The organism is Pseudoalteromonas denitrificans DSM 6059 (assembly GCF_900112265.1).
Lineage (GTDB): Bacteria > Pseudomonadota > Gammaproteobacteria > Enterobacterales > Alteromonadaceae > Pseudoalteromonas > Pseudoalteromonas denitrificans.
On record NZ_FOLO01000049.1, the window covers coordinates 1 to 25,905 of the forward strand.

Sequence of the window (25,905 nt, forward strand, 5' to 3'; positions counted from 1 at the left end):
CCTCCCTGAATTAGGTTACATTAGTAGTAAACAAGCAAGCAGCTTAGTCGGTGTGGCACCTATGAATCGGGAAAGTGGTCGCTATCAAGGTATGCGAAAAATACAAGGAGGTAGACATCAGGTAAGAACTGTTTTGTTTATGGCTATGATGTCCGCCATTCAAACTAATCCGGTATTTAAAGCTCATTACCAAAAATTACTTGCCGCTGGGAAAGCAAAAAAAGTAGCGATCATCACCTGTATCAGAAAGATGGTAGTGATCTTAAATTCAATGCTCAGAGATGGAGTTATGTGGGAAGCACCAAAAGTTTAAAATTAGCTATTGACGCCATAGTCTCTTAATAGACCGATTTATTCCGTGTTTAAACACGGACTTTTTCCGTCTATCATGATTTTTAATAAATCTAGAATACATTTATTCAGCCATAATATCAAAGACTTTGACTACTTTTTTGTCTTTTCACCCTGCGTGAAAGACGGATTTTTTCCGCCTATCAAAGACATATTTACAAAAACAACTAAACTGTATAAATATACAGTTATAAATTAATGAGTATTTTAAATGTATCAGTCAGCTTTCTTAAATAGTATTTATGAATTTATGCTTACTCGTCGCTACGCTAAACGAACCATTGAAGCTTATATTTATTGGATCAAGCGCTATATTATTTATAACAATAAACAGCATCCATCAGACATGGGAAACCGAGAAGTAGAACTTTTCTTATCATATTTATCAAATACCGAAAACGTTGCCCCAGGAACACAAAGCATCGCCTTAAATGCATTAGCTTTTTTATATAAAGAATTATTAAAAAAACCTCTATCTTTGAAACTCAATTTTAAAAAATCAGCACGTCAGCCCAAATTACCTATTGTATTAACAAAACCTGAAACAGCATTATTACTACAATCAATCGCATCTCCTTATTGGCTAATTGCTAATTTATTATATGGAAGTGGTTTAAGATTAATGGAAGCCGTGAGATTACGTATCCAAGATATTGATCTTGATTACATGTCTGTATTGGTTTGGCAAGGGAAAGGCGGTAAAAATCGCAGAGTAACTTTAGCTGAAGAAATTGTTGAGCCCATTAAACTACAAATTGATGTGTGTAAGCAATATTTTGAATTAGATAAAAATAATCAAGACTATCAAGGAGTCTGGCTACCCTTCGCACTTAGCAAGAAGTATCCTATGGCAGAAAAAGAGCTTGGTTGGCATTATCTATTCCCCTCATCTAGATTAAGTACTGATCCCTATAACAATGTTATTCGTCGACATCATATTGACGAAACAGCATTACAAAAATCAGTCAAAAAAGCAGCCAAATCAGCTAATATTGATAAAAATGTCACTTGTCACACTTTACGACATTCATTTGCAACGCATTTATTACAACGTGGCGCTGATATTCGCACTGTTCAAGAACAGCTTGGCCATACAGATATTCGCACCACTCAAATTTATACCCATGTTATTCAAGCAGGTGCAAACGGAGTTCGCAGTCCATTATCAGACTTATAAATTATCAACATAATAAAAAAACCAGCTATAAATCAGCTGGTTTTTAAATTTATTAATCTGCTACTCGCTAATTAATCATCTGTACGATAACTAGCAAGTTCAGTTGTAAAAGTAACACCTTGTGATTTAAGCATGTTCACACGTTGTAGGTAAGCTGCACCTTTTAGCATATGTAATGCCACATCTACTGCACCGCGACGTGTAAAGTCTTCTAAGTATGTGCCTTTTACCCAGCTATTAAATGCACCTAAACTTGGGCCAGCCCAAATTTGGTAATCCATTTCACGGCCTTTTTCACCAATATTCGACCAACGAGATGATAAACCTAAGTACCAACGGAATATCAATGCCATTTTACGTTTGGGGCTGCTTTGTGCACGGGCTAACATTTCAGGATCACGCTGTTGAAAAAATGACTCAGTGCCTGCCCATACATCATCTAAATTAGAGCGGAAAATTTGCTTTTCAATTTTTAAACGCTCATCTGCTGGAATATCTTCAATTGAGTCATAAGCCACATATAAGTCGTATAGTTTTTTAGCGCGCATAGCAAACATAGAGCCGCGTTTTACAACTTGCAGTTTTACGCCCATTTCAAACATATCAGCAGCTGGGGCCATAGTTACATCGGCCATTTCAACATTAGCTAATAATTTACGCGTATATTCAGAAGCGCCCGCCTCTACACATGCTTGGTTCACTGAACCTAAAACAATATAAGCTGCGCCCATATTAAATGCAGCAAGTGCTGCTTCAGGCGTGCCAATACCACCACCTGCTCCAACGCGAAGTGCTGGAGAGAAGTTGAACTTAGCTTGTACTTCATCACGTAATGCTATGATAGTAGGTAATAAAGTTAAGAATGGTCGATTATCTGTATGACCACCAGAATCGGCTTCAGCTGTAATATCATCAGCCATAGGCACCAATTGAGATAAATCAGCTTGTTCTTGAGTGATTTTACCTTGTGCTAATAGCTTATCTAGTAACTTTTTAGGTGCAGGCTCCATAAAACGGCGGCCAACTTCTGTACGCGATACTTTTGCTATTACCTTGTGGCCAATATTCACTGAGCCATCTGCATTTTTAGATAAACCCGCAACACGATACCAAACAATGTGCTCAGTTAAACCTAAGTAAGCTGATGCTTCTACAGTTTTTACACCTAATTTTAAAAAGCGCTCTACTGCACCACGTTCAAGTGCTTCTTCCGCTGGTGCATGAATTAAATTTACTGCATATGGGCCATTTGGTAGCTCTGCTTGAATACGCTTAATTGACTCTTCAATAACATCGGGTACTAAACCTGCGGCTCCAAATGAACATAAAAAACCTGCTTTACCTAAAGCAACCACTAATTCTACTGATGCGATGCCATTTGCCATCGCGCCACCATGGTATGCGTATTTCACGCCATGCTGTTTTTTATAAGCATCATCGCCTAAATCTTCTGGATTAAGCTTTTGTGCAAAAGCTAATACATCTTCAGAGCCTGATGTTGATATGCTATTTGTTATGCCCGCTTGTGCGCCATTTTTTGCCACATATACTGGATTAGATAAATCCATTAAAGCGGCTTTTATGGCACTGCTTTGAGTTTGAATAGTTGAGTTATCAACTTTCCATGCCCAATCAATATTATTGTTATTTATATCTAACATAGTTATTCCTAAAATAGTAAAGCACTAAAACGCTGTTCTAGTGCTCAATTAATTACGCTTCGATAATGCTTAAAACAATATCTTTCACTTCGTAGATACGTAAGCCATCTTTAGATAAGTTAGCATCGCCCACTAAGCGTACTTCACCATCTGTTTTAATAATGTCAGTAATATGTACATCTAAAGACATTTGTTTGTTGATTGGTGTAATTTGACCTCTGTACTTCCATTTGACTAAGGTAGTAGGTGCAATAAATCTTGGGTTTGCAAAGCCTTTACCTAAATCATTTTTAAGAGCATAAGTTTGCATTAATTCTATTATTGCTTCTACACCTAAAGAACCAGGCATTACCGGATCTTGATGAAAGTGATAGCGGAAGAACCAATCTGTTGCATCTATCTGACGCTCTCCATGAACATAAGCAACACCCGCTTTACCACCGCCTTCAACAATAGAAACCGTATCAATAAAGTTCATTTGGCCACCCGCTAATTTGTAATGCGGTTTACCTTGTGGTGCTTGATAAAGAGCTAAGTTTTTATTAGTTAAATCGAGTTTCTCAATGTGTGATACTGGTGTTTTATTATCTTCAAACCAAGCATGGGTGATTTTACCATTATCGATACCTAACTGATTTGTGAGTGCATCTGCACCAAAGTAACCAAATACGGCAGTACCTTTATAAAATACTTCATCTTCGACTAAAAGCTCAAACGTAAAGCTTTGTACTATCATGCCACCGGCCATTGTGGTGCTTAATAATACTGATTTATTAACAATCGTTTTGCCACGTAAATCAATTTGTTTAACTAAATCACCGCTGCCATCTAGGTTACGGAAAAACAGGTCTTTTTCAGGGTATTTTAACGTTGTGCCCATGTAACCTGAAATAAAACCATTTGGTTGTAATGCAATTTCCATAATTAATGAATATGGCATCCAGCTTTCGTGGCTATTTTTAGTAAAGTACCATGCGTCTTCAGGCACATAATACTCAGCAATACAGCTTGAAGGGTTTTTAAGATCTAATCGCTTACCTTTTACTTCAACAACTTGCGTTACTACCTGTAAATCACCACAAGGTGTACGTGGTGGAATTCGGCCTTTATACACATCAAAGTCAGGACCAAAACAATTAGAAATATTACCTGTTGCAAATTCAAACATGTGCCAAGGGGTAAATGGTGCTTGATTTGGTACACGGTTTTGCCCTGCAACAACTGGCGCTTCAAAATGCTGAATAGGTGTTACACCTTTTTCTTTTGGTGCAGTTAAATCAGACTCAACACGCATTAATGGACGTTCAGGATTTTTAAAAGGGTTTATGCCTCTTTCATCTAATTGGCTTTCATCAATTTGACTTTGTTTGGCAACTTCAACACTTGTAGGTTTAACTTCAAGTAACTGTGTATTATCCGGTAAAGTTACTGGGTAGGGAGAGTTTTCATCTTGCTCTGTGATCATCACACATAAGTTTTTAAAATCTACTACCACTTTGCCATCAAGAATAATATCAATGTTCGCTTTCATAAATGGGTATGGTTTCATACCCATTTCTGTTACTTCCATGCGATAAGTCAGAGTATTATGTTGTGGTATAACTTGACCACGACAACGTACTGTTTGCGACATACCTGGCATAGGCTGAAAACGTGCATTATTTACATTAATATGCATGCCTAATTTCAGCATAAAGAACATGGCCATTTGACCACAACCTTCACTCATTAAAGAACCAGCCATTACTTGATCGTCTTTAAAATGACACGGGAAATACCAATGTTCTGGATCTAAATCTTTTTGACCTTCAAGTAAACCTAAGCCCCAATGACCGCCATGGGTATCAATTTTTGTGATACGTTCAATCATTAAGAATTTTTCTGACGAAAATTTCAATGAAGGGTTACGACCACCTTGGTTATAATTATCACCAAAACACCCTGCAACGTCACCATTAACCAATTTCATCATTTCAGTGTAATCAAATGTCGCTTGGTTATTATGCATTAGCGGCTCAAAGTACGACTTTTTAGCATTGGTTAATTGTGCTTTGTCTTTATCGTTATGAATAACACCTTTGCCGTCTGCAAGTTCTTCATCAGTGAAGAAGCCTGCACAACCATTACGCATAATAAGTACTTTTTTATCGCCAACATAACAATCGTAGTGGAAGAAAAACAATAACTGATCGCCATTTTTAGCATACGAATCGATATGAATTTCGTAGCGTAATGTTTCACCACCAAAGGCCATTTCTTCTAAGAAGGTTAATTCACAATCTAATAAACGATAAACGCGTTCGCCTTTTGCTTCAAAATCAATACCGATATATGAAATTAATAATAAATCACATTGACCTGATTCAACTGATACTGACCAAGGGATTTGGCCATCAATTAAAAATGGTGCATCTGTCGGAATATCATATTCAGTACACATATATGATTTTTTATATTCGTTTACTTTTGCATCTAGCTCAGTAACACGACTTACTAATAAATAATCTGTAGTAGGTAGGCGTACACGGCGAGAGTAGTTATCGATAATGTCGTATTCGCTACCAAATACTTTGCCGATATCCCCTTCTGCAAACTCAACTAAATCAGCAGTATCCCAAATGATATTTTTAGGTTGATTAAAACGCTCTTGAAGTTGTAGTGGCGGATAACTGTAACCCGCAGGACCTTTTATTTGAAAACCAGATGCAACTTCTTGCGCTACAGGTGCTAATGGCACTTGCTCTGGTACAACTGATAAAACAGGCTTTTTAGCAACAGTATTAACTTGACCGCCTGAAGCTAGTTTTGCCTGTATTTCTACTAATTGAGAAATATGCTGTTGTGCAGCTTGGCGCGTTTTCAAAAATGCTTCATGAGTCGCTGATTGCTGGTAAATTTCTTTACTCGCTTTACTACTCACGTTTACTGTATTCGCAATTTTTTTCGTATTTGATTGAGTACTTTTCACAGTTGCTCCAACGTTAGCAGTTTGTGCAATAACAGGTTTAACTTCTGCAACTGCTTTAATCGTATTTATCTGCTTAGGGGGTAAATTACTAATATCTACAGGACACGAAATAGGTGCCAATGTTTTAGTAATAAGATTCTGTTTGATTTGTGCAATAACGGCCGAATCATGTGATGTAATTGACTCAGCAATTTTTTGGCCGCCTAAGCTAATTTTTTTAATCAACTGAGGGCGTTTTTTAACGGGTGCTACGGCACTGCTTTGATAAGTTGTATTTGTGCCAGATAACACGAGATGTGCACTAGTCGCATCTCTACCTAGGCCACTAATTGCAATACGCGATGATTCTTGCTTATCTAAAGCAAGTGCTGATTTAATAATACTGGCAACACCAGATGCATTAAAAGTATGACCTACATTTGACTTAACACTGCTGATGTTATTACTTGCAACTTGTGTTGCATAAAGTGAATTAAAAGCAGCTTGCTCTGCGTTATCTTCAGCTATAAAACCACTTGCATGAGCTTCTACTTTTGAAATATCTGATGCAGATACATTGGCAGCTGCAAGTGCTTTTTGTGCCGCATTAAGTACTGAGTTTTCATCAATACCTGCAGAAAAACCGATACCATCAATGGTTGCATAGGTGTTTTGTGCATGTACTTTTGATTGCGGTTTAACTACAAAGGCACCTGCGCCTTCACCGACTAGCCAGTGGTTTTTATTAGCTTGTCCATCTTTTGATACAGGACCGTAATGTTGGCGTAATGTGATATTTTCAGCAGAGCCTGCTAAATCAACACTTGCAATAATAACAGCATCAATATCGCTAGTTTGAAACAAGTTTTGCGCTAATTCAACACAACGATATACTGAATTTTCTTCAGCTGACAATGTGAATGCCGGGCCAGAAAAATCCCATAACGCTGAGATGCGTGACGCCATAATATTACCAATAAAACTGGTATATTGATTAAGCTGTGCAGCAAATGCCACACCATCTTTGGCGATATTAGTCAGCTGCGTTTGTTGCTCTGATGTAAGCTCTATCCCTTGCTGTTTTAAGCTGGTTTCAATTTGCGTTGTTAAATTTACACGACCACGATATTGATGCAGTTCAAGCTCAACACCCATAGCCACTAAAACAGCAACATTTGACCCCTCTTTTAACCCTGCATCTTTTGCCGCATTATCTGCCACTTTCATCATCATAAGTTGCTGAGGAATTAAACAGTCTTGCTCGTTAGGCGGCACTTTAAAGCGTAAAAAGTCGATATCAAAATCTTCAACGTAACCACCAATTGGCGCTTTTTCTAACTGTAACGCCTGCATTACTTGGTTATCAGTTTCGATACCTTTCCAGCGATTTGTTGGCAACGCTCTAAATGTATTGTTATTAGAGTCTATTACTTTTTTAAATTCACTGAGATTTTGCGCATGACCAAAATGCGCATCCATACCAACAATAGCTAAAGGTTCGCACTTTTTAGCAACTTCTTTAATAGGCTCTAAAACTTGCGTTGGTTCTTGTAAAACTAAATGTGCATTTGCACCACCAAAACCAAATACACTGACACCCGCAGTTCTTGGCTTTTGCGCGCCATTAACTTGCGTATCTGGCCAAGGCGTTAATTCACTTGGCATTTGTTCGCCAGTTAAATAACCATTTTTAGAGCTAAGTGGTTCATTTAAATTAATTGTGGCAGGAATTTGCTTTTTATTAAGCGCCCAAATTGCTTTGGTCATGCCCGGCATACCTGCAGCCGTTAATAAATGGCCCAAATTAGATTTAACAGAACCTAATAGCGGTTTATTATCATAACGACTAAAGAAGGTATCCATTGAACCTAATTCAACTTTGTCACCTTTTGGTGTGCCCGTTGCGTGACATTCAATGTAATCAACATCTTTAGGGTTTACGTCGGCATTTTGATATGCGCGTTCATAAACTAAAACTTGGCCTTTGGTATTAGGACTTAAAACAAACTCCCCTTTACCATCGTTTGATAAACCACCGCCTTTAATAATGGCGTGAATTTTATCGCCATCACGTACCGCATCACTATGACGTTTTAAAACCATCATGCCCGCGCCTTCACCGGCAAATAAACCTTGTGAATTTTTATCAAACGGTGCGTGTATGTTATTCGCTGGGTATGCCTGAAATATAGAAAAACCCATATTTACAAACATAGGATCAGAGCCTGATACTGCGCCCGCTAACATCATGTCAGCTTTGCCTGTATGTAAATAATCACACGCAAGTTTTACTGAATAACATGAAGATGCACATGCTGCATCCAGTGCGAAGTGTGAACCACCTAGGCCTGCAGCTTGTGCTAATAACGCAGCAGGATAACCCGCTACTAATGCATTATCTGGATGCACATCTGCTTTTGGCTGGGTAAAATGACTCAGTGAAAAATCTTTATGTACTGTTTGTTTTAACGCGTTATCAACAACTTGATGATATAGCGGCATAAATAAATGGTTTGATGATTTAGTTGGAAAAGATAAGTTTCCTAAAATCAAACCACAGTTTTCAAGTACATTACTGCCCCAATAACCCGCATCTTTTAATGCTTGTTTCGTCACATAAAGTGACCATTGGTTTAAGTCATCAAGTTGTTCTAAATATTGTGGGCTAAGTGGGCTATTTTCTTGTAATACATCATCTGCATCAAAGTGAAAGTCACGTATATAACCGCCATGAATACAATAAAACTTATCTGTATCGCCTTTGTTACCATAATATTTAGCTGGATCTACACCCATTTGTTCGCTATTTGCTTTTGAGCGACAATCTTGTTGTTCTAGCAATTTTTGCCAAAATTCTTCAGGCGCTTGTGAACCTGGGAATAAATTAGCAATACCGACTACTGCAATATTTTCCATTATAAATCTCTTGTTTTATTCACGATTATCGAACCATGGAACAAATGACCCAATTCCATAATGACACCATGACTTATCAACTTTGCTACAGCGCGCATATACGTCAGTTCATCACTTGTGCCTTTGGCATTGACTGGCACTGATAAATGATTTGAATCTGCATTTTGAGTAACGTCAGTATCTAAAATTTTATCCACCCAACTAGATAATGAACGCCCAGGTCCCATTTCAATAAATACTTGTGCGCCTTTATCGTGCAAGGTATTTACTAAACGCGGAAAATCAACGCGATCACACAAGCATTTAGCAATGCTGGTTGCAATTGCTTTGCTACGTTGTGGAATAGGTAAATAACATGAACTTGAATACATTTTGGTTTTGATGCGTTCTGTCACATCCATAGTATACAGGCCTGTCATAGCATCATATTCAGAATTCGCTGGCGCACTATGTATTGCATTGGCCATGTTCAGTGCCATTGCACGAACACCCAGTTTTTTGATTACTTTTTGACATGCAGGCGGATAACCTGCAACTAATAAGCTGTCTGGTGTATTAACTATGGTGCAGAAAACTTGAGACTCATCAACACTTGCTAACTCAAATTCCTCAACAGTGGCTTTAATGGTATAAGTCTCCCAAATCACTTCTGTTTCAGAAGACGTTTTTGGCATATTCCATTGGTCACGTAAAGTCAGTAAATCACCACATAATTTATTATTAAAAGTATCTGATGCAGCTAAGCGTGCACTCATTAAACCTGGTTGTTGCCAACAGCCTAATGCAGCATACATGCTGACTTCACCCATACTATAACCAGTAGCAAAGTCGGCTTTCACGTTAAATACATTTTCAAATATTTTAGTGAAAACACATGCATAACCCACACCCGCCTCAGCAATATCAGCTAAACTGCCACGTAAAGCTAAATCTCTTTGTTTCAGCGCTTTAAAACCTAAACGATTAATGCTGCGAGGGTTCAGCAACCTATCTTTTAGTGTTATCGCAATATCATCTGCAAGTGCGGCTACACCTTGATATATTTGCGGGAATATATGAAATAAATCACGGCCTAAACCCACATAAGTTGCACCTATGCCTGGGTACATGAAGGAGATATTATCTCCCGCACCGACTGGTTTTGCAGTAAAATAACTGCCTTTAGGTGTTTTCCAATCACTATTATCTAAAAATGCTTTTGCTATACCTTGCTCAGCTAATGCGATTTCTTTACTTAACTCATCGAAAGACTCAGCCAATAATACAACAGAAAATTGCTTTTGAGCATCAAACTGCGCAAAACATGACTTAGCAAGTTCATTTATCTGCACAGATGATTGGCTATTTAAACTCGCTACATTGTCTAATAGTGACTTTTCATCATCAGCCGATAATAAAAATACTGATAAATCACTATTTGCGATAAAGCCATTATTACGTACATCTTCAGCAGGAAAACGCTCACCCGCTGTTAATGGCGTAGCCGTTAACAAGTTTTCTTCTAATACAATATGACAATAGCTACTTACGGTTTGACAACTATAAGCTGCGATATGTGCACTGCCATCTGTATTTGGATACCAAGGACGAGACTCTGTTGGTATATAAAAAGCAGAATCTTGATATTGAGATAACACATCAGACTGAACATTTTGCCAACCGCTTATCGCAGGAATATATCTTTGTTGCAGTGAAATAATACATTTTAACAAACCGGCTAATTGTGAGAACGCATCGCCCTCACCTGTCACACTTTTAGTACAACTTAATGCGGTATTTAATTTTGTATCAGTTTTATAAGCGCGTAATAAACCTTGTTCTTCAGTACTTGCTAACGCTTTATCGGCATTTGCAGATACTTCAAGTAAATCTACTTGCTCAGCCGTAACATTTGCTTTTTCAAGCGCTTGGGCTGTTGTGTGAGCAATATCAGCACCCGTAGCAAAACTTTTTATGTTGGCATAAGTATACAAAGCATTTTTAATTGCAAAGTCACTTGGTGCAATTAAAACACTCACTATGCCTTCTACTTGATTATAATGCGTAAAGCTTTCATCAAACGCCATTGTTGCCGATAAATTGCCTTGTTCAATAGGTGAGGATAATAAATTAACCCCAACTAAAACAACAAGTTTATTTGCATTAACAAAATCTTGCGTTTGCGCTAAAGCAAATGATAAATCAGTGGTTTTTGACAGCTCAATGATATTAAGCTCATCAATATTTAACTTATTCGCATTTGCTAAACGTAAAACAGATGATGTTACAAGTTCAGATTTAACTGAACTTGTCGGTAAATTTACTTGCTTAGCTGCACTGCCTTGATAAAAAGCACGTTCAACTAAATCTATATTTGAATAACCACCAAAATTGGCATCTAATCCAAGGATAGATAAATTTGTATTAAACATTTTTATCCTCGCCAGTTTTTGTAAAAAGGTTATTCAAGTTTTCGCTGATCGTTACTTCAGCTGATTTAACTTGCGCTAAAATCTGCTTTTGTTCTGAAATTAAAGCAATATCTGCCACTAACTTAGATGCTGTTTGTTCTACCACTTTTAAATCAATGTAAAACGCTTCACCTAACATCACTTCACGGTTAACCTGCCAAGCTAATGTTTTAGAAGGCAAACTGCCCATTCCAAGCTGCTTACGAACCCAAACTAACATCGCCTGATACACTAAATCATTTGCAAATATATTGTGACTTGTACTGCCGGGCTGTACAGGAAGCAAAAACTCTCCCTGCTTAGATTGCGCAATGCTTGGCACTGAACACCCTAATAATAACGATGAGTCATCACAAGAAATCACATCTGTGATCCCTTGCAAGCTTTCGCCATGAAATAAAGTGCCATTTAGGTAAAGTGCTGTAGCTTCATCTGAAATATCAGATTTCAATACAGGTAGTTCTAAAGCTGATACAGGTGTTTCATTACGGCTTCGAACAAGTGTTAACTCAGCGCCATAATGAAATACTGTTTTGCCATTTGAACTGCCATTAGAAACAGTGCTCGATATTTTTGCATCAAGCTTTAAAGTATCAGCACTCTGGGCTAATACTTTAAAATCAATGTTAACTTCATCAGCTTGCGTACCATCAAATACTAGCCCTTTAAACAATTTATAGTTTTCAAGACCTTGATAATGGTAACCAGTATAAAGTGATATAGCAGCTTCACTCATCCAAGCAATCGCACATACAGTTGGCAATACTTGATTGCCACCTATTACATGATCAGCTAGAAATGCATTCGTAAAAGTACCGTTAGTCGTTTTTAATGCTTTTGTTAAACGACTAACTTGTGGCTTTTTTACATCAGTACCTTCAACTTCAGGCGCTTGATCTTTCGACAAGTCATTACCAACAAGAATTTGTGCACAACGATTATCTGTTGTAGCCAGTTCACTTACTAATAATTGCGCTCCAGCATCTAGCGGTATGATATATACACCTCTGGCATCAAACATACGTTTAAGCTCAGGCGTTACCATGCCACCATCCCAAGGACCCCAGTTAAAGCTTAATACTTGAGCTTGTGGATTTAACGCTTTAAAACGGTAAGCTGTTTTATTTAAGATATCGTTAGCAATTGAATAGTCAGACTGTCCCGGATTACCGTAAAAGCCTGCAGCAGATGAGAACAATACTAAATGCTTAATATTTGATGCCTCAGTTACAGACAATAATGATGTTAAACCATCAATTTTTGTACGGTATACCGCATCAAATTCAGCTAATGTTTTTTGCTCAATAAATTTATCAGCTAATACACCTGCACCATGAATTATGCCTGTCACCTGTAATGAACCATCACCAAGTTTTGCAAGTGCTGGTTTTACAGCAGTTTGTACGCTTTCACTATTAGTCACATCAGCAGAAACGTATTGTGCTTGGCCACCAGCTGCTTCAATAGCAGCTAATGTTTGCGCAATTTCACGATTTGCCAATACTGGGCGAATAAACTGAGATACTTTAACCGGTGTTGGTTTATCACCCGCATCGATTAAGGCTTGCATCGCTGCTTTTTTTAGCGCTACTTCATCTTTAATTCCATTTGCCCAACTAGGTTCATTTACATCAAAAGATGAACGTCCTAATAAAACAAATTTAGCTTGGTATTGTTTTGCAATTTCAATCACACAATGTGCTGTTACGCCCTTTGCACCACCACTCACTAAAAATACAGAGTCTTTATCTATGCTATTGCCAGATGTCAGTGCGTAGCTATCAGTTACTTCACCTATTAAAGTTAAACGGCCAGTTTCGTCATAACCCACTTCACTCAGTACAGTATCTACATCAGCTAATTCATCAGTGATAATGTTTGCAACTGTTGTTGCTGATAAGCTTGATGCCACATCAATTGCGCGACAGAATACGCCAGCCTCACTCCACTCATGAGATAATGTTTTAACTAAACCGTTTAAACCACCTTGGACTAAATCAGTATGTTTACTAACAACAGCGCCATCATTTGATTCAAAACCAATTTGTCCACCTTGGTGTGTTACCACCATAAATGAAGCACGTGCTACTTTTGCAGCTTTAACGTTGCATAATTTCGCTAAGATGAAAGCTAACTCTAAACCTTGTTTTGACGCTTGTGGATAAACAATGCTGTCAATTGTTGATTCTGGATGTAAATAAATCACAGAATCTAATTGCGCGTTTGTTGCAATAATCTCACTAACTTGAGCTTCATCAACACTTGAAATAGCAATTTCATTTACCCTACTTGGTAGTGTTTTACTTGATTGTGTCGTAACCCAGCTAGGATTTACAACAGTCACATTCCAGCCACTGTTAATTAAATTTTCACTTAGTTCAACTGCTGCATCAGTGCCATCATTAACGACTAATGCATTTGCACCTTTTGTATTCTGGCTAATTTTATTTACCGCTGTTAGCCGTGAAATTGCCACTGTGGCACTGGGTGCACCTGCAACTTTAACTACATCACTTACTTGCGCTTCAGGCTTTTTTACAGCAGATACCTCTGACGTTGTGCCACCCGCTTTACTTTGCATATGCGTTACGATTTCACCTAAAGTACGCAGCTCTGCTAAGTCTTCTGGGTTTAAATCTGGTAAGTCAGTAATTGTTTCTTGAACCGCACCTAAAATTTCAACACGTTTAATTGAATCTATACCTAAGTCTGCTTCCATATCCATTTCAAGTTCTAGCATTTCAACAGGGTAACCCGTTTTATCTGCTACGACGCTCATCATTACAGACTGCACTTTACCCAAAGAAAGGTGGTTCAAATCAATGCTTGGTGCAGCTTGTACATCAGCATTTGCAGATGAAGCAACTGGCGCTGCTACTTTAGATTGCATGTGCGATACAATCTCACCTAAAGTGCGAAGTTCTGCTAAGTCTTCTGGGTTTAAATCTGGTAAGTCAGTGATAGTCTCTTGAACTGCACCTAAAATCTCAACGCGCTTGATAGAGTCAATGCCTAAATCAGCTTCCATATCCATTTCAAGCTCTAGCATTTCAACAGGGTAACCCGTTTTCTCTGCTACCACTGTCATCATCACAGATTGAATGTGATTTAAGTCAATACTTGGTGTAGCTTGTTCTGCTTGTACGACTGGCGCTGAAACAACAGCTGGTGCAACTGCTACTTTAGACTGCATATAAGAAACGATTTCACCTAAAGTGCGTAGCTCTGCTAAATCTTCAGGGTTTAAATCTGGTAAATCAGTTATGGTTTCTTGTACAGAGCCTAAGATTTCAACACGTTTGATAGAGTCTATGCCTAAGTCCGCTTCCATATCCATTTCAAGCTCTAGCATTTCAACAGGGTAACCCGTTTTCTCTGCTACCACTGTCATCATCACAGACTGCACTTTACCCAAAGAAAGGGGGTTCAAATCAATGATTGGTGCAGCTTGTTCGACCGGCGCTGAAACAACTTCTGATGTCGTTACAGGTGCAGCTGATACTTTAGATTGCATATATGAAACGATTTCACCTAAAGTACGTAGTTCTGCTAAATCTTCAGGGTTTAAATCTGGTAAGTCTGTAATTGTCTCTTGAACAGAGCCTAAGATTTCAACACGTTTAATAGAATCTATACCTAAGTCTGCTTCCATATCCATTTCAAGCTCTAGCATTTCAACAGGGTAACCTGTTTTGTCTGCTACCACTGTCATCATCACCGATTGTATATGGTTTAAATCAATACTCGGTGCCGCTTGTGTAACTGGTGATAAAGTAACAGCTGGGGCAGCAGATACTTTAGACTGCATATAAGAAACGATTTCACCTAAAGTACGCAGCTCTGCTAAATCTTCTGGATTTAAATCTGGTAAGTCAGTAATTGTTTCTTGTACAGAACCTAAGATTTCAACTCTCTTAATAGAATCTATGCCTAAGTCTGCTTCCATATCCATTTCAAGCTCTAGCATTTCAACAGGGTAACCAGTTTTGTCCGCTACCACTTCCATCATGACAGATTGCACTTTACCCAAAGAAAGGGGGTTTAAGTCAATGCTTGGTGCTGTGTTAGTGTCAGATTCAACTAAATGTAATGCAGGTGCACTTGATACAGTCGTTGGTGTCGCAGCTTGTGCTTTTGACTTCATATAGTCAACGATTTCGCCTAGTGTACGTAACTCAGCTAAATCTTCAGGATTTAAATCTGGTAAATCAGGGATCATTTCTTGAACTGAACCTAAGATCTCAACACGCTTAATAGAATCGATACCTAAATCGGCTTCCATATCCATTTCAAGTTCTAACATCTCAGCTGGGTAACCTGTTTTATCGGCTACCACTTCTAACATTACAGTGTTTACTTTATTTAAGTCAAAAACGGCAACAGTTTCAACTTGAGTTTTAACTACTGGAGCAGCTGTTACAACTTCTGGTGCAATAGCAACCGCTGTGGCAGCTGTTTGTACTGGCGTAATGCTTTTTGCAACAGTTTTAACGGGTGCTGGCGTAACAGGTGTATTAACTTTGGCTACAGGCTTAACTGGTACTGATTTAGCAGTCACAGGCACAGTTGCTTTTGCAACAGGAGCCGTTGTTACTGTTTGTTTAATATCTACTGAAACAGGTGGTGCTTCTTGTACATCATTTAGCATTGCTGACATATTGTCAGTTTGATTATTTAGGTATTGCTCATGAACACGTAATGTTTCTGATTGGAACTCATGATACATGCCTAAAGTACGATCTAAGCTTTCAGGCAATTCGTTACCTGTTTGTGCTTCAAGTACATTTTGGAAAGTTTTAGCATACTCTTGTGGCCCTTGCATATATTGTTCATGCACATTTAATAGTTGCTGTTGATGCTCAACAAACTGACCTACACTTCGCTCAATGCTAGACGCTAATTCATCTGCGTTAGGTGCTGAATTTACAGCGTTTGGCGTACTTGTGTGACTGCCATCTGCTTGTACGTAAACAATTTTCTCAACTACTTTTTCTACTTCAACAATCTTTTCTACTATTTTTTCTACAACTTTAGGTTGTGGTACTGCGACTGGTTGCGCTTTAGCTTGCTTGATTGTCCAACCATCGGTTAATGCATCATCAAATGCTTTTTTAGTTTTAGGGCTTACGTAAGATGCACCCGTTAACTTCATTGCTAGAGGTGACATTTTAACAGCTTGTGTAGGACGTTTAATTGCTGAGTATGGGTCAATCTCTTTTAAATCTAGGCCTAATACCAACATCTGCATTGCAGCTTGGCGCATTTGTAAATCTGCAGATTTTTTAGGATTAGCATTTATTGCAATTGCCGTTACATCAGACTTTTCAGTCAAAATGTTTTCAACAAGTTTTGTTAAAACATTTTTAGGACCAAATTCGATAAAGATACGACCGCCCGCGTCATATAAATTATCAATTTCTTCATTAAAATGAACTGATTCTAAAATATGGTTTTTTAAGCTCTTTTTAATCTCAGCAGCTTTATTTGGGTGGGCTTTACCTGTGCCATTAGCAAATACAGGAATACTAGGCTTAGTAAATTTAGCGCTATCAATTGCTTTTGCAAATGGTTTTTGTGCATGACCAACAAGCGGCGTATGAAATGCAGCAGAAACTGGTAAAGGCACAACTTTATAACCTTTAGCTTTTAGTTCGCCAATTGCAATTTCAATTTGACTCGTTACACCCGCTACAACTACTTGATTATTTGAATTGTAATTAGCAATTGAGATATCTTTTATGTCTTTAATATCATCAGCTACTTTAACTGGGTCGCCTACAACCGCAATCATAGTACCTGGGTCAAAAGTACCTGTATCAACGTTTTCATCCGTCGGTGCTGCCATTGCTTGTCCACGACTACGCGCTAACATCATGTAGTCATTATCATTTAATACGCCAGCAGCCCACAAAGCTGTTAACTCACCAAAACTATGACCTGCAGTGAAGTCTGCAGCAAAACCTGCTTGTTTAAATGTATTGTATAAACCAACACTAAAACAACCAATTGCAGGTTGTGCGTGTTGTGTTAAACGTAATGCTTCATCTTGTGCTTTACGATCCGTATCATTAAATACTGGAATTGGGAAAGTAACATTTGATAAATGAGATAAACCAGCAGATGCAAATTGTGCATCCATATCTGCAGCACTTTGCATCACACTTGGGAAGTTACATGCTAATTCATTGCCCATATTCACATACTGTGAACCTTGACCTGAGAATAAAGCAACCACTTTACCTTTTGCATCAATACCCGATTGGCGATAATAAATGCCTGTTGGTACAGACCATTCAACGTCACCCACTTTAGCCTTAAATTGTTTAAGCGCTGCGTTGATCATATCAATTGCTTGACTTGCATTTTTTGCAACAAAACCACAACGCGCCAATTCTGTAGCTGGCTTAGTAGCTGCACATTGGATAACTAAACGATTGAATGCAAAAACTTGCGCATCTGCATCAACTGATAATTGTGTTAGATGTTCATTTAATTGTGCAACAATGCCAGCTTCATTTTCAGCAGTCACTAAAATAGACTGTGGTACTGCCGTGATACGGTATTCGCCTTGCGCTTTAGGTTGGTATTCTTCCAATACCATATGGTAGTTAGTACCACCAAAACCAAATGAGCTTACACCCGCTCTACGAGGCAAACCATCTTCTCTTGGCATCCAAGGTCTAGTTTGGCTGTTTAAATATAGCGGGCTGTTTTCGATATCTAAGTTGGTATTTGGTTGATCAATATGAAGTGTGCCTGGCAATACTTTATGATGTAATGCAAGAACAGCTTTGATCATACCCGCAGAACCTGCAGCAGCTTTAGTATGGCCCACTTGTGATTTTACTGACCCTAACGCAATATGTTGCGTTTTATCATTATCAGCACCAAAATGTTTTGTTAATCCAGCAAATTCAGCGGCATCGCCCGCTTTAGTACCTGTACCATGCGCTTCAATTAAACCACAGGTTCTTGGATCCCAACCTGCATCGTCATAAGCACGTTTTAATGCTTTTGCTTGACCATCTGGACGAGGTGCATAAATAGATTTAAAACGACCATCTGAAGAAGTACCAATACCTTTAAGTACAGCATATACTTTATCGCCATCACGTTCAGCATCTTCAAGACGTTTAAACGCCATCATACCAATGCCTTCACCTATCATCATGCCTTTTGAATCATCGTCAAATGGACGGATATCATCATTAGTTGTAAATGCAGGTGTTTTAGAAAATGACATATACATAAATGGTGAGTTATCACAACAAACACCACCTGAGATCATCACTTCTGATCTGTATTCTAATAAGTCTGAGATTGCCAATTTAATTGCAGCTAAAGAGCCAGCACAAGCAGCATCAACAACACAGTTAGTGCCACCAAAATCAAAACGGTTCGCAATACGACCTGAAATCACGTTTCCTAACATGCCTGGGAATGAATTTTCTTCCCAACCGATATAAGCTTTTTTGAACTTTTCGATGATCATCGCACGATCATCGGCATCAACGCCTGAGGCTTTTAATACCTTTTCAAGTACGGGTCCTTGTAAACGTGACGTCAATGGAGAAATTTGCTTTTGACCACCGCCTACACCTAAAGTGATACCCACTTTATCGCGGTCATAACCTGAACCATCACCTATGCCTGCATCATTGAGTACATCACGGGCTACCACTAAAGATAATAACTGAGCGATATCAGTTAATTCTAAAATATTTGGCGGCAGACCAAACTCCATTGGATCAAAGTCAATTTCAGGTAAAAAACCACCACGTTTGCAGTAAGTTTTATCTGCGGCAAATTTATCTTCAGAGTAATAATCGTCAATCGCCCAACGATCAGCTGGCACATCTTTGATTGAATCAACAGATTCAAAGATATTATCCCAATATTGATCTAAGTTTGTTGCATCAGCAAATACTGAAGCCATGCCTACAATGGCAATTGGACATTCTTGTAAACGGGAATTAAATTGTTGTTCATCAACTAGTGCATCAACGTCTTTAACCGTTTTTGCTAAAGCAGGTTTTGCCTGGCTTTTATTCGACATTCTATTATTACTCCAATTAAGATTCGGTTGCGTTTTGTACATTAGTATCTGAATCTAGTTCTGCATCTAACATGCGAAAACGGCTTAAAAATTCGGTATAGTTTCCAGCCAAAATACGGCGGATATGAAATGGGGCTTTAGTAAGTACATGACTCATATAACGGCTGGCTGCGGCTTTTTCATCGCCATCATAAATATCGACATAAACCCATCCTGATGCGGGATCATTTGCAATTAATAAACGGCGCTTAGTTGTTTCATCATCAAATTCAGGTAATTGTGTTACCTTTACTTGCACCACTTCATCTTCTGATAAAGATTGTGTTTGATTTAAAACTTCACGCATGGCTTCAGGTGAAACATCAGACAAGACAATATTCTTTTCTTCTAAATTCTGTATAGGTACTTGAATGGCAGCATGATTAGGGCTATCAGCATCGGTTGCTTCCCCACTTTGATCCATGTCTGCTAATCTTGAAACACCGTGGCGCTTTAAACACCTTTGTAAGCCCGCTCTAGATGTTTTCACATTAATAAACTCTTTACTCACAGCAAGTAATTCATCTAATGAAAGTAAAAGTCGAGTTCTCAGTTCAACAACAACATATTCTTGCGCTGGGCTTAAAGTAGTATTGAGTTGTTTTGGTGTATGAGATTCATCATCCACTGTGTCACGTTTTCGCCATTTGCGAACGGTAGATTCAGATATTTTAAGTAAGCGCGCTAGAACAGCAGTGGGTAAATCAGACTCATGAATAAATGCACGCATTTCAAGCGTTGTTGTTGCATTTGCATGTTGTTTTGGCATTCCATTGTTCTTTTTTATTTAATTGACCGCGATAATATACACAGGTTTCAAACCCAGTACAATCACCCGATACTCTATTTAACTTCAATTTAAAATAATTGAATACAAGATGACTTAGATCAAGCAAAAAAGTACTACACATTGAGCTTTTACTCTATAAATTATTGTTTTTAGGTAAAATAGCTTAGCGCATTGCATCATTATTGAGGTTTTAATAATAAACAATATGATAAAATCATATTATGTAGAATATATAAAAAAGCAAACTTTTGAGGAACAACGTGGTGATACTGATAAGGAGATTTAATGCATAACTCGATACAAAAATTAAGTTTAGAAAAAAATGAAATACATCTATGGTATGTTTATCCGAATAAAATTAAACAAATCGATTTATTAAATGCATATCACGCATTATTAACGCCAGATGAAACACAAAAACAACAAAGGTATAAATTTGAAAAAGACAGGCATAGTGCATTAATTACTCGTGCTTTTGTGCGTGACTTATTATCTCAATATGTACAAATAAAGCCTGAAAGTTGGCGCTTTGAAAAAGGTGAATATGATAAACCTGAAATAAAAGATCCACCATTACCTTTGAGGTTCAATCTGAGCCACACCGATGAACTCATTATTTGTGCAGTAACATTACAAGACGATATAGGCTGTGATGTAGAAAATATGACACGTGATAATGATGTTTTAGGCATAGCTGATAGATTTTTCTCTAAAAAAGAGTCTGAGGAGTTATTTTCCTTACCATTAACACAACAAAGAAATCGATTTTTTGACTATTGGACTTTAAAAGAGTCTTATATTAAAGCCTGGGGATTGGGGTTATCAATCCCATTAAAAGACTTTAGTTTTGATATTGGTGTAAATGAAAATAATCAGGTTAATCACAATATACAACTCAGTTTTGCACAACACCGTATTGACCATGCTAATGTTTGGCGTAGCTGGTTATTTTATCCAAATGATAAACATCGCATTGCACTTTCTGTACGCGCTAAAAATAATAATCAGAATAGTCAGTATAAAATGCGTTTTTTTAATTCGACTCCTTTAATCTCATATAAAGAATCCACAGGGTTTTAATGGGACTTTCTTTGTTTAAAATCAAAAATTGAAAACTGAGTTAATATATAGTTCCATATATTAACTCGATGAAAGTTATCAATATGAAACCTAAAACACCATTTCAAAAAATCTCTTATGTTTTTTCAATCTTATTTTTTATCGGTGCTGCACTTTGCACACTTTGGATAATAATATATGGGGAAAGCACAAGCAGTGTTTATAAAGCAAGTTTTGCAGCATCGGCTTTTTTTTGTTTCACATCAGCCCTTGTATTGATCACTATGGCAAAAGCTAATCTACCTAATTTAAAGTTTGATACCAAAGATAAAACTAACCTCTAATACGCTCATCAGTCGTATCTAAAGCATTCTTTGATAGGTATCCATTTTAATATGATACCTATCAGGTTAAATTTGCAACTAGGCTGTTTTTTCATCGCTTCTTTTCATTATCAGCTCAAATTCTTTTACTAAAAGAGCATAGCTATAACCATCAAACCATTTATCTACCACTTTAAAATGGTCACGATAAAGCGCTTCTCTCTTCATGCCCAGTCTTTCCATTAAACCCCAAGAAGCATTATTCTTTGTAATACATACAGCAGTAATTTTATGCAAATCCAATTGCTCAAAAAGATGTGTTATTAAGGCACTGACAGCTTCATAGGCATAACCTTTTTTTTGATAATTGGTATTAAGCCTATAACCTACTTCACCTATATTACTGCCTATATTCGTATGCTTATACATTAACTCACCAATTAATTTACCTTGTGATTTAAGTTCTATCGCTAACCCCAACTTCTCATGCTCATTCCCTTGCCAAGGTTTAACTGCTTGATCTAATCTCTCTTTCGTTTGTTCAAACGTTAAAGGTTCTGATATAAATTTACTGACACTTGCGCTACCTCTATGTTCATAGCTATCTTCCAAGTCATTTAATTTCATATTTCTAATGATCAACCTAGGTGTTTCGATATACATATTTAACCTTATTATTATTTGTTTTTTTCAAACTAAACTTCATTAATAACCAACATAAAAGTAGAACAAATGAAAATGCGATATATATAAGAGCAAGTGATAGATAACTCGTAATGAAAAATTTATTAATAAAGATTGCCAATATAGAGAAACATAAAAGCTCAACGGCACCAACCAAGGCACTTGCGGCTCCGGCATATTTTTTAAATGACGTCACAATCAAATGGATACAACATGGGTAGTAAGTACCAAATGCAACCATCAATAAACTATAACTCAAAAGCGCTGAAAATAAGCTAAATGGCATTGCATATAATACAATGCCAGAAGCTAATATTAAGGGCCAAAATACAAGTAATATCTTGTTATAGGAAATATATTTTTGCAGTATTTTTGCCAGCAATGTGCCCAATACTAACCCTGCCGTAGGGATCATCATGGCTTTTCCATACTCAGCAGCTGATAAGTTAAATTTTTCTTGTAGTTCAAAAGGAAAATAAATTTGTGATGTTAAATATAAAAAAGTGGGGATCCATTTAAACATCGCAATGCTGATAAATTTTTGTTGAATCAACAATTGCATGTAATTGCGTAATGTATTTTTGAGTTTAAATTCTACAACCCCAGTTTCATGTTTTGCTAAAAATACATATCCAATAAACCAAGTTGTTATGAAATAAACGGTCAGTACAAAAAATAATATTTGCCAATCATAATGTGTGGTGATCAATCCACCAAACCAAGGTGCAACAACAGCAACTAAACTTGCAGCAATAGACAAACTTGCTGTCGCACTTTTTAAAGCTGAACCTTCTAATTCTGAACCGAGTAAAATTCGACTGATCAACAAAGGTGCTGCGGCACCAAACCCTTGTAATACACGTCCTAATGCAAATATATTTTCATTAATAGCAAGACCTGCAATACATGTTCCTAGAATAAATGAGATTTGGCCTACTAAAAATACTTTTCTATTGCCAAACGAATCACATAAAGGCCCTACTATTAATTGTGAAAATCCCAAGCTAATAAAATAATACATCATAACTTGTTGTAATTGACTTTTACTAATATCTAAGGCTATTGCGATATCAGGCATCGCAGGTAAAAAAATTTGACTGGCGAATTGTGAACAAGATAAAAATAAGATAGCTAAAAAAAGTGGCATTACCTTCTCCTAAAATTGATATTTAGCACTATATTATTTATCTCTTGGAATAAAAATGCTGTAATAGGCAAAACATTACTTCCAAATAGGAATTAATATGGACTGGTTAACTGCCACAAAAAGTTTCTGTGCCTTGGTAGAACATAAAAGCTTTACACAAGCTGCTAATTCAATTGAAGTAACACCTTCAGCTGTAAGCAAACGAATTGACTGGCTAGAAAAGCAATTGGGATTAAGTTTATTTATTAGAACAACACGCCAGGTAAACTTAACCGAAGCAGGTCATGGGTTTTTACCTCGAGCAAAAAGCTTCATAAATCAATTTAATGTCATGGTAAGTGATACACAGCAAGAGGCTTCACATCCAAGAGGCCTCATAAAAATTGCAGCGACTCTCGCCGTTGGCAGTACATTATTAATGCCACATATAGAAGCTTTTTTAGCAAAGTATCCCCATGTTAAAATTCAATTAAATGTTCTAACACCCGGTGAATTACCAGATCTGGAACATGATTTAGTGTTAACTCGAAAACATGAAGAGTTTGATTCCACGGCTCATAAAGGCACTAAATTAGTTGACTATCAAATGAGTCTATTTGGTTCACCTGAATATTTAACAACACACCCTAAAATAAATTCCATTACAGACCTATCACACCATAAAATGCTATTAAGTAACTATTATAGAAAGCAAGGTGGACTTGAGCTTGAAAATGGCGATTTTTTTGAATTTACAAATTTTAATTTTGTCACAGATCATCTTGAAGCTATTTTAATCGCGGCAAAACAAGGCATGGGTCTCATATTTATTCCTGAAAACTATATACAAAGAGAAATAAATAAACAGCAATTAATTCCTATTTTACCTGATATCAAATCAGCAAAAAAACAGCTGTGGCTATTTTTTCCTAATACAGCGTTCATGCCATTAAAAACACGTTTATTTATTGACCATTTGAAATCTCAATTAAAATAAATTCACATGAATACAATTTTGAGGGGGACCTAAGATGTTTTATAACTATTAGCCCAAGAAATTGATTCTGTGTAATATTTAGCAAGAGAGTCTTCATCTAAGTTTAGTTTTTCACAGGCTTTTTTCATTGCCCACCAACTTGCTTTTTCATAAGCTTTTTCAACTTCTAAAATATTAAGGAGTATATTATTTTTTCCTAATAGCGCATCTTTGATATTATCTGATATAGGTAAAGTCAGTAATATATCTTCCATTGGTTTATCTAAAATTGCATCTATCAACGAAAATAAACCTAAGATAAATGCATTATTACTCATGCCAGGTGATACTTTTATTGCGATAAGTTCACAAAACCTTGCCCTTACAATTGATAACTCCGTTAACTCAGAAGGTTTGCTCTGTGCAAGATGCGCCGTAATTATCATACAAACAAACTTTTTAACGCGCTCTTCTCCTAAATAAACCAAGGCTTGCCTAAGAGAGCCTATCTCTTCTTTTACCGAAAATAAACCAGAGTTTATAAAACGTAATAATTTATAAGACAACGCCGTATCATGTTCAAAATGACTCGCTAATTTTTCATAATTCATGTTTTTTCGTAAAACTTCATTATAAAGTGCAAGAATAGCAGCCTGGCTATTATCAACATCTTTTTGTTCTATGATCTCTGGTTTACAAAAAAAATACCCTTGATAATAATCAAAGCCCATTGCTTTTGCCTGTAAAAACTCATCATTTGTTTCTACTTTTTCTGCAAGTAATTTTAACGATTTATATTGCTTTAGTTTTTCAATTAATGGCGCAACTGTATCTAATGGGGTTTCCATGATATCAATTTTAATAAGACGGCAAATTTTAATGAAAGGTAACCAAGGTTTACTGTAAACAAAGTCATCTAATGCAAGTTTATAGCCTTTATGAAATAAGGTTTTACACGCTTCATAAACTTGCTCTGTGGGTCTAACATCTTCTAAAATTTCAATGATAACTTGATCAGGCGGTAGTAAGCTGGGAAGTAAATCTAGGAGTGCTTTTTCAGGGAAGTTTATTAATGCTTTTTTTCCAGATGTTATGACTTTAATACCTTGATTAAATTGACTATCAAGTAAAAGTTTGGCCGTAGCCTGATTGCTTTCAATATTGGGAAATGCATTACTCAGTCCATCTCTAAAAAGCAATTCATATGCAACAACATGTTTTTTACGATTAAATATTGCTTGCCTTGCAGTGTAAACTTTCACTCAAGCTCCAGAGGCTTTTGCAATTGCCCAATCTACAAAACTGGACAATTGCGCTATGTATTATTCAATAATATAAATCATAGTTAGC

The 25,905-nt window shown here is 37.1% G+C and carries 13 protein-coding genes; 5 read left to right on the forward strand and 8 right to left on the reverse strand.

What is annotated here, in order from left to right:
- Both BM088_RS20825 and BM088_RS20830 read left to right on the forward strand, forming a co-directional pair.
- Positions 1-313: transposase (locus BM088_RS20825; protein ID WP_143085129.1), on the forward strand; the 313-nt coding region annotated here is incomplete at its 5' end.
- A gap of 249 nt (positions 314-562) precedes the next feature.
- Positions 563-1,528, forward strand: coding sequence for an integron integrase (locus tag BM088_RS20830; protein ID WP_091985804.1), 966 nt, complete (start codon positions 563-565; stop codon positions 1,526-1,528).
- A 71-nt stretch (positions 1,529-1,599) separates the two neighbouring features.
- On the opposite strand, the gene BM088_RS20835 is transcribed toward BM088_RS20830, so the two are convergent.
- From BM088_RS20835 to BM088_RS20855, 5 genes are read right to left on the reverse strand one after another with little or no spacing between them, the layout of a single operon-like run.
- Positions 1,600-3,189 (reverse strand): PfaD family polyunsaturated fatty acid/polyketide biosynthesis protein, encoded by a 1,590-nt coding sequence (locus BM088_RS20835; protein WP_177208121.1) that lies wholly within the window; start codon positions 3,187-3,189, stop codon positions 1,600-1,602.
- Positions 3,190-3,241: 52 nt separating this feature from the next.
- Positions 3,242-9,052, reverse strand: coding sequence for a hotdog fold thioesterase (locus tag BM088_RS20840; protein ID WP_091989348.1), 5,811 nt, complete (start codon positions 9,050-9,052; stop codon positions 3,242-3,244).
- Complete coding sequence (locus BM088_RS20845) at positions 9,052-11,463, reverse strand: PfaB family protein (RefSeq protein ID WP_091989351.1); 2,412 nt, start codon at positions 11,461-11,463, stop codon at positions 9,052-9,054. The genes BM088_RS20840 and BM088_RS20845 overlap by 1 nt, the downstream gene beginning before the upstream one ends.
- Positions 11,456-19,558 carry a type I polyketide synthase gene (locus BM088_RS20850; protein WP_091989355.1) on the reverse strand — a complete coding sequence of 2,701 codons (8,103 nt, stop codon included), beginning with the start codon at positions 19,556-19,558 and terminating at the stop codon, positions 11,456-11,458. Before BM088_RS20850 ends, BM088_RS20845 begins: the two co-directional genes overlap by 8 nt.
- 16 nt (positions 19,559-19,574) lie before the next feature.
- Positions 19,575-20,366 carry a helix-turn-helix domain-containing protein gene (locus tag BM088_RS20855; protein WP_091989358.1) on the reverse strand — a complete coding sequence of 264 codons (792 nt, stop codon included), beginning with the start codon at positions 20,364-20,366 and terminating at the stop codon, positions 19,575-19,577.
- Positions 20,367-20,672: 306 nt separating this feature from the next.
- Between BM088_RS20855 and BM088_RS20860 the strand changes: the two genes are divergently transcribed.
- Entirely contained in the window at positions 20,673-21,467 is a 795-nt protein-coding gene (locus tag BM088_RS20860) for a 4'-phosphopantetheinyl transferase family protein (protein WP_091989361.1), read from the forward strand.
- Between the two features lie 83 nt (positions 21,468-21,550).
- The gene (locus tag BM088_RS20865; protein ID WP_091989364.1) at positions 21,551-21,790 is read left to right on the forward strand and encodes a hypothetical protein; all 240 of its coding nucleotides are present in this window, start codon (positions 21,551-21,553) and stop codon (positions 21,788-21,790) included.
- Positions 21,791-21,868: 78 nt separating this feature from the next.
- On the opposite strand, the gene BM088_RS20870 is transcribed toward BM088_RS20865, so the two are convergent.
- Both BM088_RS20870 and BM088_RS20875 read right to left on the reverse strand, forming a co-directional pair.
- Entirely contained in the window at positions 21,869-22,432 is a 564-nt protein-coding gene (locus BM088_RS20870; RefSeq protein WP_091989367.1) for a GNAT family N-acetyltransferase, read from the reverse strand.
- Entirely contained in the window at positions 22,413-23,600 is a 1,188-nt protein-coding gene (locus BM088_RS20875; protein WP_091989370.1) for an MFS transporter, read from the reverse strand. The genes BM088_RS20870 and BM088_RS20875 overlap by 20 nt, the downstream gene beginning before the upstream one ends.
- A gap of 97 nt (positions 23,601-23,697) precedes the next feature.
- On the opposite strand from BM088_RS20875, the gene BM088_RS20880 reads away from it, so the two are divergent.
- Positions 23,698-24,576 carry a LysR family transcriptional regulator gene (locus BM088_RS20880; RefSeq protein ID WP_091989373.1) on the forward strand — a complete coding sequence of 293 codons (879 nt, stop codon included), beginning with the start codon at positions 23,698-23,700 and terminating at the stop codon, positions 24,574-24,576.
- 29 nt (positions 24,577-24,605) lie between these two features.
- On the opposite strand, the gene BM088_RS20885 is transcribed toward BM088_RS20880, so the two are convergent.
- The gene (locus tag BM088_RS20885) at positions 24,606-25,817 is read right to left on the reverse strand and encodes an EAL and HDOD domain-containing protein (protein ID WP_091989376.1); all 1,212 of its coding nucleotides are present in this window, start codon (positions 25,815-25,817) and stop codon (positions 24,606-24,608) included.
- Positions 25,818-25,905: the final 88 nt, after the last annotated feature.

Excerpts from the sequence above, each read along its gene's own strand:
- BM088_RS20830 (WP_091985804.1), top strand. The coding sequence starts at position 563 with ATGTATCAGTCAGCTTTCTTAAATAGTATTTATGAATTTATGCTTACT.
- BM088_RS20835 (WP_177208121.1), bottom strand. The coding sequence starts at position 3,189 with ATGTTAGATATAAATAACAATAATATTGATTGGGCATGGAAAGTTGAT.
- BM088_RS20840 (WP_091989348.1), bottom strand. The coding sequence starts at position 9,052 with ATGGAAAATATTGCAGTAGTCGGTATTGCTAATTTATTCCCAGGTTCA.
- BM088_RS20845 (WP_091989351.1), bottom strand. The coding sequence starts at position 11,463 with ATGTTTAATACAAATTTATCTATCCTTGGATTAGATGCCAATTTTGGT.
- BM088_RS20850 (WP_091989355.1), bottom strand. The coding sequence starts at position 19,558 with ATGTCGAATAAAAGCCAGGCAAAACCTGCTTTAGCAAAAACGGTTAAA.
- BM088_RS20855 (WP_091989358.1), bottom strand. The coding sequence starts at position 20,366 with ATGCCAAAACAACATGCAAATGCAACAACAACGCTTGAAATGCGTGCA.
- BM088_RS20860 (WP_091989361.1), top strand. The coding sequence starts at position 20,673 with ATGCATAACTCGATACAAAAATTAAGTTTAGAAAAAAATGAAATACAT.
- BM088_RS20865 (WP_091989364.1), top strand. The coding sequence starts at position 21,551 with ATGAAACCTAAAACACCATTTCAAAAAATCTCTTATGTTTTTTCAATC.
- BM088_RS20870 (WP_091989367.1), bottom strand. The coding sequence starts at position 22,432 with ATGTATATCGAAACACCTAGGTTGATCATTAGAAATATGAAATTAAAT.
- BM088_RS20875 (WP_091989370.1), bottom strand. The coding sequence starts at position 23,600 with ATGCCACTTTTTTTAGCTATCTTATTTTTATCTTGTTCACAATTCGCC.
- BM088_RS20880 (WP_091989373.1), top strand. The coding sequence starts at position 23,698 with ATGGACTGGTTAACTGCCACAAAAAGTTTCTGTGCCTTGGTAGAACAT.